At 52.5% G+C, this 13870-nt stretch carries 10 protein-coding genes; 4 read left to right on the top strand and 6 right to left on the bottom strand.

The window, feature by feature from the left end; translation table 11 throughout:
* Positions 1–104 precede the first annotated feature (104 nt).
* Together ACO0LD_RS22375 and ACO0LD_RS22380 are read left to right on the top strand one after the other, a co-directional pair.
* On the top strand, positions 105–1655 hold the full coding sequence (locus tag ACO0LD_RS22375) for a glycoside hydrolase family 10 protein (RefSeq protein WP_423010383.1): 1551 nt from the start codon (positions 105–107) through the stop codon (positions 1653–1655).
* A gap of 323 nt (positions 1656–1978) precedes the next feature.
* Positions 1979–4819, top strand: coding sequence for a TonB-dependent receptor domain-containing protein (locus ACO0LD_RS22380; RefSeq protein ID WP_423010384.1), 2841 nt, complete (start codon positions 1979–1981; stop codon positions 4817–4819).
* Positions 4820–4910: 91 nt separating this feature from the next.
* Here ACO0LD_RS22380 and ACO0LD_RS22385 read toward each other — a convergent pair whose 3' ends face one another.
* Both ACO0LD_RS22385 and ACO0LD_RS22390 read right to left on the bottom strand, forming a co-directional pair.
* Complete coding sequence (locus ACO0LD_RS22385) at positions 4911–6230, bottom strand: serpin family protein (RefSeq protein WP_423010385.1); 1320 nt, start codon at positions 6228–6230, stop codon at positions 4911–4913.
* Between the two features lie 134 nt (positions 6231–6364).
* On the bottom strand, positions 6365–6934 hold the full coding sequence (locus tag ACO0LD_RS22390) for a L,D-transpeptidase family protein (protein WP_423010386.1): 570 nt from the start codon (positions 6932–6934) through the stop codon (positions 6365–6367).
* A 165-nt stretch (positions 6935–7099) separates the two neighbouring features.
* Between ACO0LD_RS22390 and ACO0LD_RS22395 the strand changes: the two genes are divergently transcribed.
* Together ACO0LD_RS22395 and ACO0LD_RS22400 are read left to right on the top strand one after the other, a co-directional pair.
* The gene (locus ACO0LD_RS22395; protein ID WP_423010387.1) at positions 7100–7987 is read left to right on the top strand and encodes an N-acetylmuramic acid 6-phosphate etherase; all 888 of its coding nucleotides are present in this window, start codon (positions 7100–7102) and stop codon (positions 7985–7987) included.
* Between the two features lie 92 nt (positions 7988–8079).
* On the top strand, positions 8080–8982 hold the full coding sequence (locus ACO0LD_RS22400; protein ID WP_423010388.1) for a LysR family transcriptional regulator: 903 nt from the start codon (positions 8080–8082) through the stop codon (positions 8980–8982).
* Here ACO0LD_RS22400 and ACO0LD_RS22405 read toward each other — a convergent pair.
* The 4 genes from ACO0LD_RS22405 to ACO0LD_RS22420 all read right to left on the bottom strand — a co-directional run bounded on the left by ACO0LD_RS22405 (position 8979) and on the right by ACO0LD_RS22420 (position 13865).
* A complete protein-coding gene (locus ACO0LD_RS22405; protein ID WP_423010489.1) occupies positions 8979–10280 on the bottom strand; it encodes a serine hydrolase domain-containing protein in 1302 nt (433 codons plus the stop codon). The genes ACO0LD_RS22400 and ACO0LD_RS22405 overlap by 4 nt on opposite strands.
* Before the next feature lie 47 nt (positions 10281–10327).
* Positions 10328–10927 (bottom strand): M15 family metallopeptidase, encoded by a 600-nt coding sequence (locus ACO0LD_RS22410; protein WP_423010389.1) that lies wholly within the window; start codon positions 10925–10927, stop codon positions 10328–10330.
* A gap of 137 nt (positions 10928–11064) precedes the next feature.
* Positions 11065–12861, bottom strand: coding sequence for an ABC transporter substrate-binding protein (locus ACO0LD_RS22415; protein ID WP_423010390.1), 1797 nt, complete (start codon positions 12859–12861; stop codon positions 11065–11067).
* Complete coding sequence (locus tag ACO0LD_RS22420) at positions 12858–13865, bottom strand: succinylglutamate desuccinylase/aspartoacylase family protein (protein WP_423010391.1); 1008 nt, start codon at positions 13863–13865, stop codon at positions 12858–12860. Before ACO0LD_RS22420 ends, ACO0LD_RS22415 begins: the two co-directional genes overlap by 4 nt.
* Positions 13866–13870: the final 5 nt, after the last annotated feature.

Raw genomic sequence — 13870 nt, forward strand, 5'->3', positions numbered from 1 at the left:
CCATGTTTTCGCTACCACCCTCGTCACGACCTGCTTTTACTTTGTCTAATTTGAAAATTTATCTTCAACGATTCAAGCTGCCTGCGCTAGCCGCCACAACTTGTGTGCTATTGCTCGCCTGCACTACGGCTACGCCCCCAGAAAAACCTCTGCCAGTCAAACCTGCTGCAACAAGCGTCACAAACCTGACCATCATCCCGCAAAATGCCCTGGTCAATTACCCGGTGCAAGTCAAAGACGCGCCGCCCTTGCCGCGAGAATTTCGCGCCGCCTGGGTATCAACCGTAGCGAATATAGACTGGCCTTCACGTCGTGACCTGAGCACGGAAAAACAAAAGAACGAAGTCCTCACCATACTCGACAATGCGGTGCAGTTGAAACTGAATGCCATCGTCTTACAGGTGCGGCCAGCGGCGGATGCCATCTATCCTTCCATGATAGAACCCTGGTCAGAGTTTTTGACTGGTGAGCAAGGCCGGCCACCATCCCCTTACTATGACCCTCTGCAATTCTGGGTGGAGCAAGCTCACGCACGTGGCTTGGAATTGCATGCCTGGTTCAACCCCTATCGTTCCCGCACTGCGCAATCCAAAATGGCGCTGGCGACCAACCACATCAGCAAACTGGCACCGCAAGTTGTAAAGACTTATGGCGACCTGCAATGGATGGACCCGGGTGAACCCCTGGCAATGCAGCAAACCCTGAATGTCATCAGTGACGTGGTGCGCCGTTATGATGTCGATGGCATCCATATCGACGATTACTTTTATCCTTACCCGGTCAAGGGCAGCAATGGCGCAGAGCAGGATTTCCCGGATGACCCGTCCTGGGTGGCCTATCTCCAGTCGGGCGGCAAACTGGCACGTGCCGACTGGCGCCGTGACAACGTCAACCGCCTGGTGGAAGCAGTCAACCAGCGCGTGCACCTGGAAAAACCCTGGGTAAAATTCGGTATCAGCCCGTTTGGCATAGGCAGGCCAGACCGCTTGCCGCCTGGCATTGTCGGTTTCAGCCAATATGACAAGCTGTATGCGGATGTTGAACTGTGGCTGGCCAAAGGCTGGCTGGATTATCTGGCACCGCAACTTTACTGGCCCATCAATCAGGGACCACAGGCCTTCAAGGTCTTGCACGATTACTGGCTGGCACAAAACCCCACTGGCAAGCATATCTGGCCAGGGCTGTACACCAGCCGCATAGACAATACAGACAAATCCTGGCCTGCCGATGAAATTTTGAACCAGGTAGATGCCATGCGTGAAAAAGCCGGCAATGGTCACGTACATTTCAGCATGGCAGCGCTGAACCAGAACCGCAAAGACATACGCAAACGCCTGGCGAGCGAGAAATATACTTCACAGGCTCTGATCCCTGCCAGCCCCTGGCTGGACAATAGCCTGCCTGCCAGCCCGATGCTGGAAGCCACTCCGGACAAAAAATCATTACGCCTGCAACTCAGCTATACCAGCAATACCCGCCTGCTGGCCATCTGGAAACGCACTGACCAGCAATGGCTGTTTTCTGTGGTACCGGCCCAGAACATGAACATCGATATCACGGATGATCCTCAGCTTGGCGCCATCAGGCAGGTGACAGTATCAGCCATCAGTCGCACTGGTGTAGAGGGATTGCGCGCAAGTTATAGCTTGCCCTGAAGCTTGCCCTAAAACAAGGTTGACATAAATCAGTTAAGCAAGTGTGGTTTTTAGATACGTATGGCCAAGCTGGTCCATACGTATTTTTCTTTGTTGTTTTCCTGGCTTTCCCTCTGAAATCAGCGTTCTCACTAGCAGCCACGTCAATCCAGGCAGACCCCATATCTTTTGGTTATCGCCCGACATGATATTTTCATTTGTCACTCTTAATAGCAAAACCCTAGTCTGGCATATACAAAAAATTTATATCAATTGCGGCTATAGCCGATAGTTGAAAGTAAAACCGCTCACACATCAACGTCGTACGACCCAAGGAGAGACCAGTGAAGTTAAAGACCATAGCCAGGTGCATCGCCCTGATAGGCATTTCTGCAGGTACCAGCGGATGGGTACTGGCGCAGGAACAGCCTGCTCCACCACCGCAAAGAGTAGAAATTACCGGTAGCAGTATCAAACGCATTGCCTCCGAAGGTGCCTTGCCGATAGAGGTCATTACCCGCAAGCAGCTGGAAGCTGCGGGCATCGTCACTGCCGAGCAATTTATCGCCAACCTGAACATCAATGGCAATGGTTCTGACAACCTGGCCAGTAATGCTGACGTTACCTCCGGCGCACAACGCGGTAACAATGGTGCATCCTCTGCCAATCTGCGTGGTCAGGGTGCAGACAGTACCCTGGTGTTGCTGAATGGCCGTCGCGTTGCCACCCATGGCATGAAGGGTTCGGCAGTTGACTTGAATTCCATCCCCATGGCTGCGGTGGAAAGAATTGAAGTCTTGAAAGATGGCGCCTCAGCCATCTACGGTACGGATGCAATTGGTGGTGTCATCAATTTCATCCTGCGCAAGAATTACAATGGCCTGGAAGCCCAGGCCTTCACCGATATCTCCCAGCAAGGCGGCGGCAATATCAAGCGCGTGTCCGTGGTTGGTGGTTTTGGTGATCTGGACAAAGATAACTACAATGTCCTGCTCACAGCCACCCATAGCGAGAACGATGCACTGCGCGGTGACCAGCGTGATTTTGTGAATACCTTCCAGCCCAACCGGGGTTTGTCGGTGGATACCCGTGGCACACCGAATGCGACCGTATTTGCTACCTCACTGGCAAACACCATACTCAGCAACAAGAGCAATAGTGGCCCGGTCTTCCCTGGCACTACCCAGGTCATGAATGCCATCAACGTATTGAATTTACCAGGTGGTGCTGGCTGTAGTGCCGTCGATGGCATGGCGGCTTATGATGCCAAGCTGTGGGATGTGGCATCATCCAAATATGCTTGCGCCTGGGACACGGGTCGCGCTGCAGTGTTGCAACAGCCAGTCAAGAACGATAACTTTGTCGCCCGTGCCACGTTCAAGATAGGCACACACCAATTGTTTGCAGAAGCAGTCGGCTCCCAGGTTGAAGTGTCGAAACGCTTTTCGCCTAACCAGGTGTCACCGGGTACCAACTTCCCCGCGTCTTCATTTTACCCAAGCACAGGTTCAGCCTATAACGATGTATTCAATGCCATCGTTGCAGTATTCCCCAGCATAGAAGCCAATCGCGGTGCACCTATTGCCTACCGCTGGCGTTGTATGGAATGCGGCAATCGTGAAATCTCTACCCGGACAGAAGCTGGTCGCCTGCAACTGGGTGCCGATGGACAGATAGGAAAATGGGATTATCGCGTCGGCCTGTCACGCGCCTATAGTGAGTCCGAATCCAAACTGGGCACTGGTTATAACTACACCGTTGCACTGGCAAATGCCCTGGGTACCGGCATCATCAACCCTTTCCTCAAGCCTGGTGAAAAGCAATCGCAAGCTGCGCTTGACCTGATCAATAGCACTTCAGCAGCAGGCGTCACACTGTATGGGGGCAAAACCACGCTGACCCAGGCTGATGCTGCCTTGTCTGGCGAAATCTGGCAATTGCCTGCCGGTGCTGTCATGGCTGCTATAGGTACTGACTTGCGCAAGGAAGAATATACCTTCAATGGCGACGCCAGGGCAGCCAGCGTACGGCCTGCTATCCTGAATGCGCCATTTGACGACAGCAATGCCTTGCCTAAAGTCAGCCGTGATATCCGCGCCGTGTATGCAGAGGTGCTGGTGCCAGTCTTGAAATCACTGGAAGTTACCGTTGCAGGTCGCCAGGATCATTACTCTGGCTTTGGCAGTACTTTCAATCCAAAAGTGAGTTTCCGCTATACACCGACAGATACACTGCTGTTCCGTGGTTCGTACAACACTGGCTTCCGTGCGCCATCATTCAACCAGTTGTTTAACGGCATTACCGATTCACCTTATGCCGGTAAAGATCTGGCCGATCCAGCCACTTGCCCGACTTTGAAGGTCGATAGCAGCAAGCCTGGTTGTGCCGCCATTACGCCAAATATCCTGACTGGTGGTAAAACCACGCTGGGTCCTGAAAAAGCCAAGCAAGCTACGGTAGGCGTGGTGTGGGCACCAAGCAGTAACTTCAGTGCCAATGCTGATATCTGGGAAATCCGCAAGGAGAATTCCATTACGTCCATAGACCTCACCACCATGCTGCAAAACTATGACCTGTTCAGGGATCAGTTCTTGCGCGACAGCACAGGTGCTTTGATCTTTGTTGATCAACGCTGGGTCAATGCAGGTTCCAGCATTACCCGTGGTGTAGAAGTTGGTGCCAAAGCCAATGGTGAAATTTTGAATGGCAAATGGGCTGCCGGTCTGGATGGCTCTTACCTGCTGGAGAAAAAATCCCGCCCTATGGCCAACGCACCTTATGGCGAAAGCGAAGTTGGCCGTTTCACCTTCACTGGCGACCTTGGCCTGAGATGGAAGCACACAGCTTTTGTCAACTACACCCAGGGCGACTGGACAGGTACTTTCACGCAGATTTACCGTGCTGGCTACAAGGATCAGGTCTTGCCGGGCGTACAAAGTGGCCTGGTCATGCCATCTAACTACAATCCTAACGTCAAAGCCTACATCATCTACAACATGAGTGTGACTTATAGCGGCATCAAGAACCTGACGCTGACTGCCGGTTTGAAAAACCTTTTCAATACCGACCCGCCATTTGCCATCACTTATGACAGCAATACCGGTGCAGGCAGCTCGTGGGAACCACGCGTAGCTGATCCACGCGGCCGTTCATTTACTTTGCTGGCGAATTACAAGTTCAAGTAAAAAGAACAGGTAATGAGCTAAAACAAAAATCCCCTGGCATCAATCAATGCCAAGGGATTTTTTTATGCGCTACAACTAAAGCATCTATCGATTAGCTTGCAGCAGGATTCATGAGCTTACCCATAAAAATGATGAGGCCAGTCTGCCTGTCCCTGATCATGAACAGGAAGGGGCGATCCAGCGTCAGCTTCAAGGGTTGCGTCACATTAATGCTTGTGACACCGATCAATACACCCGTAGCAGCGGCAGCCTCGGTTCCCTTTTCATCGACGTTGATGAAGGCCTTGTGCACGACACCAGAAATCGACAATTCGCGGTTGCCGTTTATCCCGGAAAAATCTGCCTTACTTGCATCAAAGGCAGCGCCCATACCCAGAGTGCTCAGACTGGAATTCATCGCCGGGCTGGCACTGAAGTTAAACTTGGGCATGCTCAGGGCAATGTAATTGTCTTTCAAGCCTGTCGTAATGTCGCTGATCGTAGTGCTGCTCAGGCCCTGGATAAAACTGTCAAACTTGCCGGCATCAGGCACAACAAGCAGCATGGCCAGTTTGTTGTCTATATAAGGCAGCTCCACTGCCTGATAGCCCTTGCCCTGCACATACGGGAAATTGCTGGTCAAATTCATGAAGGGCAGGTTTTTCACGCTACCTTTACGGTCAGTAAAATCCTGGTTTTTTGTCGCTTCTTTGGTAAATGGCTGCGCCCAGTCTGACTTGAACCAGATCGCATTTGTCAGTACCACGCGTGTCATCGGTGAAACGCCACCGGCAGGTATCAGATCCTTGATTTTTTGCTGGGTCTGGTCAGCTACCCAGTTATTGATCGTCAGGCGTGAAGGTTCAGCAGCACTAACGAAATCCTGCAAGTTCACAGCAGCGCCAAAATTCACACTGAGTGCATCCAGGTAGCTGCTTTGCAAACTGTAACCCTGCTGCGCCCACAGGGCATTGGCGATATTCAGGTTGGGTAATTGTGCATTCGGTTTGGCGGCAGTCGAGGTCTTATCTGCCAGCAGTAAATCAAGGCGATTCAGGGCCGGTTGCAAACGGCTTTGCTGCAGTTGGAAAGCCAGCGCCTTCTCCATGCCACTGAGGGTATCACCCTTGGCACCGGCTGCCGCCATCTCCAGTGCCAGTGTCAGGCTATAAGGTGAATACACCAGATTGCTGTCCCCTTGCGCATCCAGCAATGGCAAGATTTTCAAGGCAAATTCGGTATTACCGGCGACTGCTGCAGCCAGGTCGGCATCGCTGGCTTGTGGGGCAGCGTTACGTATCAGCGAAGACTTTGCTGTGCTGACTGCTTGAGGTTTGCTCTCAATAGTGGTGGCTGTAGCGGTGGTACCTGCACCACCACAGGCAGAAATGAGGCTAAGCAACAAGCATGAGCATAATAATGTAGGACGCATTTTGAGCTTTCAATTGAGCTGTCAGAATAGAAACACCTGGCCATCATACGCCCGGCCATCTATTGAATCAGCTCAAAAATGTACTCAAATTGTCATCAAATTGTAAATACTGAAAGATATTTTCAAATAGACAATCAAGATGTTGCCGTATCTACGGCCTTTTCAACTACATCGACTACTGCCCCTACTCCCACGCGCTCAAACAATTCAGCAATATCCACAGAACGCATACGTATGCAGCCATAACTTGCTGGCGTGCCCAGCAGGCCTTCCTGCGGCGTACCGTGAATATAGATAAAGCGCGGATAGGCATTGCGGTTGCGCACTTCGGTACCCCGCAACCACAGTATGCGTGTCACGACAGGATCACGCCCAGGCGCGTCTGCAGCCACAATCTCGCCGGTAGGCTTGCGGTCCTTGAATACTGAACCCAAGGGTACGCCAGCACCGACTTTCTCGGCGATCTGCATGCGGCCGCCTGGCGTCATATAACTATCAGGCATATCACCTATGCCACGTTTGGCTGTGGAAATCGCATAAGTCGCTACAGGCTTGCCATCTTCCAGCAACACCATTTTTTGATCAGGGACTGAAATGATCAATTGATGGCGGGTATCGCCGCCTTGCAGCCAACCCCACTGGCAAGCTGATAGCAGCAAGCTGGCAGCCAGTATCAATATCAAGTGACGGCGAAGAATTTGCATTGTTTATCTGTGCTTTAACGATAAGCCAGCATAAGCTGATCAAAGGGTATCTGCAAATAATTCATGCAGCCGCATGCATTACCTGAAGTTATGGGCCGGGTATCAGCTTTCATTTGTGCTCTGCGGGCAGAGGACATAAGGTAATGAGAGAAAAGGAATCAAGCCATGCTGAATACAGAAGCACCTAGCGTTAACCACACAGGACTGGATTTATACCCGACCACGCAACTGGTTGATGCCTTCATTGATGATCAGTTCAATGCAATACGTGCAGTCAGCCTGGCCGCGGCACAAATCGCGGCGGCTGTGGATGCCGCCGCACCGCGCATACTGGCAGGTGGCCGCCTGGTGTATGTGGGTGCCGGCACTTCTGGCCGCCTGGGTGTGCTGGATGGTGTCGAATTATTACCGACCTTTTCATGGCCTAATGAACGTGCCCTGTCCTTGCTGGCAGGTGGCAAGCAGGCCATGTTTGTTGCAGTCGAAGGTGCAGAAGATGATGCTGACCAGGGTGCAAAAGAAATCCAGCAACTGGGTTTGACGGCCAATGATGTGGTGATATTGATTGCCGCATCCGGTGCCACACCCTATGTGCTGGGCGCCTTGCAGGCAGCACGCCAGGCTGGTGCCCTGACCATAGGCTTTGCCAATAACCCAGATGCACCTGTGACTTCGCAGGCCGAGATAGGTATCACCCTGGATACAGGCAGCGAAGTGATTTCTGGCAGCACTCGCCTGAAAGCAGGCACCTCACAAAAAGTCGCCCTGAACAGTTTTTCCAGCGCCTTGATGGTGCGTCTGCACAAGGTTTATGGCAACCTCATGGTGGATGTCAAACCGACCAATGTCAAACTGCTGCGACGCACCGTTGCCCTGACCATGCATGCGACTGGCCGGGATGAAGCGCATTGCCGCCGCATACTGGAAGAATGTGATTTCCACGTCAAGACAGCGATACTGGCTATCCTGAACAATATCAGCGTCGCTGCTGCCCATCAAAAACTGCTTGCCTGTGGCGATGATCTGCGCCTTGCCCTGCTTAGCAAGCCATAACGCCATAAACCGCAGACGCGGCGATAAGCGCGACAATATTCCCCGTCAGGCGTTACAATCAAGCTCGATTTTTTGCTGAATGGACTTTCACCATGCGTTTGCGTCATATCGAAGTTTTTCATGCCATCATGCAGGCAGGTACGATCAGTGGTGCCGCACAATTGCTGAATATTTCACAACCAGCGGCCACCAAGGTCTTGCAGCATTGTGAAATACAACTGGGCCTGAAACTGTTCGAACGCATCAAGGGCAAGCTGCACCCGACACCAGAAGCACATAAGCTGTTTGCTGAAGTTGACAAGCTCAACCGCGATTTGCAATCTGTACGCAGGCTGGCGAGTAATCTGAAAAACCATCCTGACGAAGCCGTCAGGCTGGCATCCACACCGACCTTGTCGATTACTGTTGTGCCCACGGCGTTGGCTACCTGGCGCAAAAAATTTGCTAACGTGCATTGCACACTGGCGACCCATCACACCAGTGAGATTGTGAATGCGCTGTTGCTCGGCGATGTGGATTTTGCGTTGTCCCTGTATGATCCCTGCCACCCGAATATAGCCTCAGAACCCTTGATACGTGGCAGCATGACTGCCATCGCACCGCTGGGTAGCTGGGCAAAAAAACTGGACAATACTGCCCTGCCAGTTGCTGACCTGCCCAAGAACCTGATTGCGCTGGACCTTGACGACCATCTAGTCAGCCGCGTCATGGATGCCTGCGAAGAACAGGGCCTGAGCTTTACTTCTTATACCGTGGTGCAGACGTACTTGCTGGCCAGGACGCTGGTGGAGCTGGGTGCTGGCGCAGCCGTCATTGATCCCTTTACTGCCGCCACATCTGACCATAGCAAAGTACAATGTCGCCCGCTGTCGCCGAATGTGCCTGTGGATTTGTATTTGTTGACGGTGAAATCAACGCCACTGTCACGCTCTGCGCGCGCCTTTGTAGAATGTATCAAGGAAGCTGGGGCTGAGTTTATTGCCCGCACCAGCTAGAACAATTTGTAAGTCGCAGTGAGTATCTGCTCTTCCCAGATACTCAGGCTGGAATAAGCTCCCTGATTTTTATCAGGGTCTGCGGCGACCCCGCCTATGGCATAGATAATGCCATTGCGTGTTGCAGGATCAAACAGGAAAGCCGATTGCAAGCCGTAGGCAAAGCCCAGATGACCGACAGGTTTGAAGACAGGCCTGGCCTGTACCAGCCTGTCGCCATAATGCGCAGCGCTGGTATCAGTGAAACGCTGGAAACCCAGCCCCCAGGACAGGAACAGGCCACGGTAATCATCCCCATTGTGAGTCTTTGCGTCGTAGCGCCATTGCTCCGCAGTCAAAGCCCTGACACTGGCAGGTTTTAGCAAACGCACGCCGTCAAGTTCACCCTCGTTCATCAGCATCAACATGATGCGACTCAAGCCTTGCACGCTGATGCGCAAGCCACCTTGCGGGCTGGACAAAGTTGCATTTGTACCTGTCCGGTAGCTTTGCAATTGTCTTTTAAGTAGAGGATTATTGCGAAAATCATCTGTCTGCGCCACCCACGGGCCTTGCAGATTCCAGACTTCATTGGCCTGCTTGCGGTACAAGACAGCCAGCCGTGACAAGGCATCTGCCGATAAAAGTTCAGGGTGATAAGCACCTTCTATCTGCAAAGGCTGCAAGACCAGATTTTGCATGAGCACATCAAAGCGCTGGCCGCTGACGGCTTCCATGACCGTACCCAGCACGCCCCAGTTCAAATTCACATAATGAAAATAAAGACCAGGAGCAAAATTCTCTCCCGGTTTGGCTGTCGCCGGATCAGCCCATTGCACACCTTGTGCAAAGTTTTTGCCATCAGGCTGCAGGAAACTCTGCATAGTGACATCTGCCGGGAAATTATAGCCACCGTCATCCCGCAGGGACGAGGTGTGACTCAGCAGCATGCGGGTAGTAATGACTATATCTGGATAATGCGGGTTCCTGAGTTTGAAACCCAGGTAGTTGCTGATATCGGCATCCAGATCCAGCTTGCCCTGCTCTACCAGACACATCGCACCTATGGAGGCAACCATCTTGGAAACCGAGGCAACGCGAAACAGGGTTTGATTGTCAACTGGCAGGCTATTGGCTGGATTTTGCTGGTCGATATAGCGCTGACCGAACTGTTGCTGATAAACGACCTCACCAGACTTGATTGCCAGTACAGACAGGCTGGAAAGCGCTGTATCAGGCTGCGCGACAATTGTAGCCAATTGCTGTGTCACCAGCTGCTCAGTGGTCGGATTGACTTGCGCCATGGCCGTGCTTGCCATCAAGGATAAAAGCAATAGCACGTATCGGACAGGATATGACTTCATCCTCAATCAATACGCAAATAGGTTTCACGCACGACTACAGGGTCGCCACAATTGAAATGCCACCATTCGCTATTGATACCCCTGAAACCGCCGTGTGCCATTGCTGCCCGCAATATGCCACGCTGGTCCAACTGATGCTGGGTGAGTTGCCCTTCGGCCAGCATCCTTTGTTCCAGAGCTGGGTGGGATTTTTCTTCGAGGGCATCAAAGCCGCTGCCCATGTCCAGCTCCTTGCCGTTGGCATCAATGAGAGTCACATCCACCGCCATGCCGAAGGAGTGGATGGAACCCCGTGCCGGGTCGGCGACGTACATGCGCAAGGGTGTGCCATCCAGATGTTGCCATAGCATTTCCTGCACACGGTGCGGGCGCAGAGCATCCAGCACCAAAATGCGTAAGTGAGGGTGATGTTCCTGCAACCAGTCGGCTGCGGATTGCAGGGCGGCTACCGCTTCGCGGTGCAGCCAGCTACAGTCCAGATCACCATATAACTCGCGACCGACAAAATTGTCAGCCCCAACATAACGTAAATCGATAACTATGCCGCCGACGGTGTCGAGCCGGCAAAAATCAGGATGATCCGCAATCAATTCACAACGCACACATTCTCCACACAACAGAGTTTTTCATAATCGCAGCATAGGGTGAGTCACCTGCACCTGCCAATGAAAACTTACCGATGACATATAACCAGATGGAATGATCAAGCTTTGAACTTCCATCAGACTATCAATACAATTTATTTTAGTACTTTATTACGAGCTGCAACATCCACATCGACATAGCGCCAGCTTGTGAAATCCACTGGATGTCTATAGAAGTTTTGCAGCCAGGGCTGGGATAAATCTGCCGTTACCGGATGTATGCGTGGCACCCAGGGGCTATAACCATGCATGAGTTGCGCCATTTGTCGGTAAATGGCCGTTCTCTCCGGGCTGTCGCTCAGACGCATGGCTTCTTCATACAGCTTGTTAAAAGCTGGCAGGTTGAAGCGCGAATAATTGGCACGACCGGCATTGGGGCCATACAGAAGCTGGTAAAAATTCTCGGCATCGGGGAAGTCCGCAATCCAGTTGGCCTCGGTCATCTGGACCTTGCCCAGACGGGCAGCACGCAAGACTTCTGAATGCTTGTCAGTCTTGAAGCTGACGTGAATGCCGATAGCATCCAGATTCTTTCGCCAGACTTCATCGCGCAAGCGGCCAGTCGTGCTGGCCAGACTATGCATTTGCAAATACAGTGCTTGCCCATCAGGCAGCTTGCGGTAACCATCTGCCGCTCGCTTGTAACCAAACTTGTCGAGCAAGGCATTGGCCAGCTTCACATCATATTGCACCGGGGTTTTATAGCTGGCATCGTAACCCAGCACATTCGGTGGCAATGGAGATTGCGCCTGTATTGCCAGGCCTTTTTCCATCAGGGCGATGTCTTCCTTGCTGTCATAACTGAGGGCAATGGCGCGGCGCAGGGCGATTTTCTCTGGGGTATAGCCACCTATTACCGGGTCTTCCATATTCATCCACATGTAATAGGTTTGCAGTGGCGTGAACAGCGACAGGCGCACGCCCTGCTGCTGCAATGCAGGCTTGAGCTTGCCATCATCGAGCACCATATTTGACAGCGGTGGTGGCACTTGCTCCAGATAATCAAATTCGTGGTTCAGGAAGCCCAGCACGCGCGACTGCTGTTCTTCCATGATCTTGATTTCTACCTTGCTGACACGTGGCAAAGTCTGCCCCGTCAGGTTGGCGGCGATTTTCCTGGTGACGTCATCCGTACCCTGGTCATTGAACACGACTTTGCGGTATTGCGGATTCGCCAGTAATTCTATGCGAAAACTGCGCTGCCATTGGCCGAGTATGAAAGGGCCAGTTCCTATGGGATGATTGCCGACCTGGTTGCCATAAGCCTCGACCACTTCCCTGGCCACTGCACCAGTTGCCGTAGTCGCCAGGATGAACAGGAAATTACTGTCCGGTGCGTTCAGGCGTACGCGCAGCGTGTATTTATCTACGGCCTGCAAACCGGGTATGCTGGTTTGCAGGTTGAAGTCCTGGCTTTTACCATCTTTGGCTGGCCTGAGTTTTTCATCACCCAGCAACTTGCCTTCAAACATGAACAGCCAGGGCGACTTGACCGTTGGGTCATAGATACGCTTGATGCTGTAGATGTAATCTTCTGCCGTCAATTCCCTGGGCTTGCCCTTGAATGCGGGATCAGGCGTAAACATGATGCCCGGTTGTAGATGCAGGACATAGGTTTTACCCTGATCCAGGATTTCTGGCATGCTTTTCAGGGTGTTGGGCTTGAGCTTCACAGGCCGCGCCAGGTAGTCATAGCGCAGCATGGGTTCAAAAATATTTTCATTGATGCTGACGGAAGGTACGTCCGATGCCACAGCCGGGTCCAGGCTGCTCTCTGGCGTCGTCACCAATACACGCAAGACTTTTTCAGTACTGGCTGCTGCATGTGCGGGCAAAACCTTGATCAAGGCAGAAACACCCAGCAATGCCACAAATAAAAAACGCAAACTCATGCTTTGGCCTTTCCAAATTCGGCCAAGGCCAGTCGGGGGTTGGGTTTGGTCAGGTAAAACCATTCTTCACCAGCACTGGCACCAGCGTCAGGGAAGATAATGCGGCCATCCTGATCTGCCCGGACTTCACTGCCATCGGCGCGCAGGCCTATCAGCTCACCCTGTTTCAATTCATCAAAGCTGCGCCATTCGCGCACAAAACTATCGCCATCGTGCAATTTATCGATGACATCATAAATGCGCAGGGCTTCCATCCGTGTTACAGGTGTTGGCACTTCGCCAGCGATCACACCCAGATGACGCAGGCTGTTGACGATGGCTGCATAAGCTACTGCGGGTGCTTGCGGGTCAAGATGCTGGCCACATTCCAGCGTCATGGCATACCCACCGACTGAGCGCATGTATTCTGTGGTCCCCACACCAAACTGTGTATTTGCATTTGCCACGGTTTTGGCATCAGCATCGTGAGCGAGTCGCTCCTGCCGACGCTGTACGCCACGAGCATAAGTTCCTAACCAACCATCGACCAGCCTGTGTACACCCAGGCGCATGGCCATGGCCAGTTCCTGCTGCTCGTGGCTGAAGGATTCTATGGGGTCACGATTATTTTCTGGCCCTATGAGGACAAAGGGTTCGCCCTGTCCACGGAAAGAATGCAGATCGAGCAAGACATCATGCTGGGCCATCAGGGGACATAACCAGTTTGCCACGTGGTCTTCAAATTCCTGTACATCGCTAGTCGGTATCAGGCGACGGTTGAGGTTACGCTCCCCTTCCCTTTGCCCCAGTTTGTAGGCCAGCGGATTGCATACCGGCACCAGCGTCAAACGTCCAGCCAGCAATTGCAAGCTGCCCCCTTCGAGTTCTGTAATGACGCGGCGTATGGCCTGGGTGCCGCAGGTTTCATTGCCATGTACTGCGCCAGTGATAATGACACTGCTGCCAGGCTGTGGTGAACTGTAGCTGGTGCTCTGAAAATGATAGGGGTAAGCGGTTCTGTTCATATTTT

It is taken from the genome of Undibacterium sp. Ji83W (assembly GCF_049340385.1).
In the GTDB taxonomy this organism is placed as follows: Bacteria; Pseudomonadota; Gammaproteobacteria; order Burkholderiales; family Burkholderiaceae_D; genus Undibacterium.